The 3666-nt window shown below is 63.8% G+C and carries 2 protein-coding genes; both read left to right on the plus strand.

Annotated features, from left to right (window positions below; genetic code table 11):
* The first annotated feature begins 202 nt into the window (after positions 1–202).
* Complete coding sequence (tkt, locus tag A3764_RS14115; RefSeq protein ID WP_067922275.1) at positions 203–2218, plus strand: transketolase; 2016 nt, start codon at positions 203–205, stop codon at positions 2216–2218.
* A 120-nt stretch (positions 2219–2338) separates the two neighbouring features.
* Positions 2339–3535, plus strand: coding sequence for a PQQ-dependent sugar dehydrogenase (locus tag A3764_RS14120; protein WP_067922264.1), 1197 nt, complete (start codon positions 2339–2341; stop codon positions 3533–3535).
* The last annotated feature ends 131 nt before the right edge of the window (positions 3536–3666 follow it).

Genomic DNA, 3666 nt, shown 5'->3' on the forward strand with positions numbered 1-3666 from the left:
GAATCGCACAGGCGCGGTTCGAGTACAATCCTACCCAATGCGCCGCAAGAATGCGCCCCATATCATATCAATCGCTTGGCAGCACTTGTTCACGCGGCAATCGGCTCCGTCCGCCCCGCCGGGGCGGTTGCGCTTGAACTTTGGCGGTCGGCTGCTATTGACGGCCAAACCCGCTCCATCCCCGACAGGAAAGTGCATGCCCGTGGATCTGCAAGCCCTCGCCAAAGCCCATCCCGATCACTGGTCCAAAGCGACCGCCATCCGGGCGCTCACGCTCGATGCCGTGGCCGAAGCCAATTCCGGCCATTCCGGCATGCCCATGGGCATGGCCGACGTCGCGACCGTGTTGTTCGAGAAACACCTGAAATTCGATGCCGCCGCACCGCTCTGGCCGGACCGGGACCGCTTCATCCTTTCGGCGGGCCACGGCTCCATGCTGCTCTATTCCCTGCTGCACCTGACGGGCTATGAACAATTCCCCCTGTCGGAGATCAAGAATTTCCGCCAGTTGGGCGCGCGCACCGCGGGCCACCCGGAAAACTTCCTCGCCGATGCCATCGAAACCACCACCGGCCCGCTGGGTCAGGGCATCGCCATGTCCGTGGGCTTTGCCATGGCCGAAGAGATGCAGCGCGCCACCTACGGCAAGAAGGTCGTGGATCACCACACCTATGTCATCGCCGGTGACGGCTGCCTGATGGAAGGGGTCAGCCAAGAGGCGATCACCCTCGCCGGGCGCCACAAGCTGAGCAAGCTCATCGTTCTGTGGGACAACAACGACATCACCATCGATGGACCCGTCAGCCTGTCGGACCGCACCGATCAGGTCGCCCGCTTCGCCGCCGCCCAGTGGCACACGATCGAGATCGATGGCCACGACCCGGAAGCGATCGATGCCGCGCTGACCGAGGCGCGCAAATCCGACCGCCCCACCATGATCGCCTGCAAGACGCATATCGCCCTCGGCCATGCGGCACAGGACACATCCAAGGGGCACGGGGCGCTCACCGATCCCGAACAGCTCGCCGCGGCCAAGGAAGCCTACGGCTGGTCCGCCGGCCCCTTCGAGGTTCCGGAGGACGTGAAATCCGCTTGGGAAGACATCGGCAAACGCGGTGCCGAGGCGAGGCGCGACTGGGAGGAACGGTTCGACCAGATGCCCCGCTCCAAGCGCGAGACGTTCAACCGCGCGCTGGCGTTCGACGCGCCCAAGAAGCTGAGCGCCACGATCAAGGCCTTCAAGAAGCAGATGTCCGAAGCGGCACCCAAGTTGGCCACCCGGGCCAGCAGCGAAAAGGTGCTGGAGGTGATCAACCCGATCATGGCCGAAACCGTGGGCGGCTCCGCCGATCTCACCGGCTCCAACAACACCAAGACGGGCGATCTGGGCGTCTTCGACGTGGACAACCGCACGGGCCGCTATGTCTATTGGGGTATCCGCGAACATGGCATGGCCGCCGCCATGAACGGCATGGCGCTGCACGGCGGCATCCGCCCCTATGGCGGCACCTTCATGTGTTTCACCGATTACGCCCGCCCCGCCATGCGCCTTGCCGCGCTGATGCAGGTGCCCACCGTCTTCGTCATGACCCATGACAGTATCGGCCTGGGCGAGGACGGGCCGACCCACCAGCCGGTCGAACATCTGGCCATCAGCCGCGCCACCCCCAACACGCTGGTCTTCCGCCCCGCCGATACGGTCGAAACCGCCGAGGCCTGGGAAATCGCCCTGACCGAAAAGGCGACACCTTCGGTCCTGTCGCTGACCCGTCAAGGCGTGCCCGCGGTCCGCAAGGAGCACAAGAACAACAACCTGACGGCGCGCGGGGCCTATGTGCTGGCCGATGCGGAAGGCAAGCGGCAGGTTATCCTGATCGCTTCCGGCTCCGAGGTTTCGGTGGCCATGGACGCGCGCGAGAAGCTGCAGGCCGAGGGCATCGGCACCCGCGTCGTTTCCATGCCCTGCATGGAGCTTTTCGCCCAGCAAGACGACGCCTATCGCAAGCGGATCCTGCCGGGCGGCGCCGTCCGCGTCGGGGTCGAGGCAGGCGTCCGTATGGGTTGGGACCGTTGGCTGCTGGGCGAACGCGGCAAGTTCGGCAAGGCCGATTTCGTCGGCATGGACCGCTTCGGCGCCTCCGCCCCGGCGGAGGAATTGTTCGAAAAATTCGGCATCACCGCCGACGTGGTGGCCGAGCGGGCGCGCGCGCTGCTGTAAACATCTCAGGGTCCGGGGCCAACGCGCCCCGGCCCGTCCTCTCACGGGTTTGTGAACGAACACCCGCCATGCTGGCAGGTTGGGTTCCCAAGACCCCATTTAACCAGAGAGGATCGTTACATGCGTACCATTCCAATACTGACAGCCGCCCTCCTCGCCAGCCCGCTTGCGGCGCAAGAGGTCACTTTCGAGCGCGGCAACCGGAACACCGATTTCCAGCCCGCTTTCGACGCGCAGTTCCGCGCCCCGCTGAAGAATTCCGGCGTGCAGTTCCAGAAGGAAACCGTGGTCGGCGGTCTCGTCCACCCCTGGGGGATCGAAGTGCTGCCGGATGGCGCGGGCCTGCTGGTGACCGAACGCGCGGGCAACCTGCGCCATGTTTCTGCGGACGGCACGCTTTCCGAGCCGATCAAGGGCCTGCCCGACGTGCTCGCGAAAAAGCAGGGCGGCTTGCTGGACATCGCGCTCGCCCCCGACTTTGCCGAGACACGGCGCATCTTCTGGACCTACGCCAAGCCGATGAAGGACAACAAGACCGCCACGGCGGCCGCCTTCGGCACCCTGTCCGATGACATGACTTCCGTCTCCGGTGTGAACGAATTCTTCGTTCAGGAACCCGCGGTAGAGGCCCCGATGCACTTTGGCAGCCGGGTCGTCTTCGACGGGAGCGGTCATGTCTTCGTGACGACGGGCGAACATTTCACCCAGGAAAACCGCGAGAAGGCGCAGGACCTGAATACCACCTTCGGCAAGACCGTGCGCTTCAACCTCGACGGCAGCATCCCGCAGGACAACCCATATGTCGGTGACGCGGATGCCATCGACTGGATCTGGAGCTACGGGCACCGCAACATCCAGGGCGCGATGTACCGCGACGGCGCCCTCTGGACGATCGAACACGGCCCCAAGGGCGGTGACGAGTTGAACAAGGCCGAGGCCGGCAAGAACTACGGCTGGCCCGTCGTTTCCTACGGCGAGCAATATTCCGGCAAACCCGTGGGCAGCGGCAAGGCCCATATGGAAGGCATGGAACAGCCCGCCTATTTCTGGGACCCGGTCATCGCACCCGCCGGCATGATCACCTATGACGGCGATATGTTCGCCGACTGGAAAGGCGATGTGCTGATCTCCTCGCTCTATCCCGGCGGTCTGGTGCGGCTGGAACTCGACGGTGACAGGGTCGTCGCCGAAGAGCGCCTGCTGCGTGATATCGGCCGTGTGCGTGACGTCGAAGTGGATTCGGACGGAAGTATTCTCATTGTCACCGATTTTGAGAATGGCTCGCTCTTCCGGCTTTCGGCCAAACAAGGCAGCTGATCGATCAGCTCCTTGTCCGACCAAGCGAAAGGACGCGCCGCACCACGGCGCGCCCTTTTTTCCAATTCAAGATAGAAATAAAGATATACAAGCCCAACTTCAGGTTGCTATGCTAGTCACATTACGCGAGT

It is taken from the genome of Sulfitobacter sp. HI0129 (assembly GCF_001635395.1).
Classification (GTDB): Bacteria; Pseudomonadota; Alphaproteobacteria; order Rhodobacterales; family Rhodobacteraceae; genus Sulfitobacter.

Coding starts and splice junctions, on each gene's coding strand:
- A3764_RS14120 (WP_067922264.1), top strand. CDS start 2,339: ATGCGTACCATTCCAATACTGACAGCCGCCCTCCTCGCCAGCCCGCTT.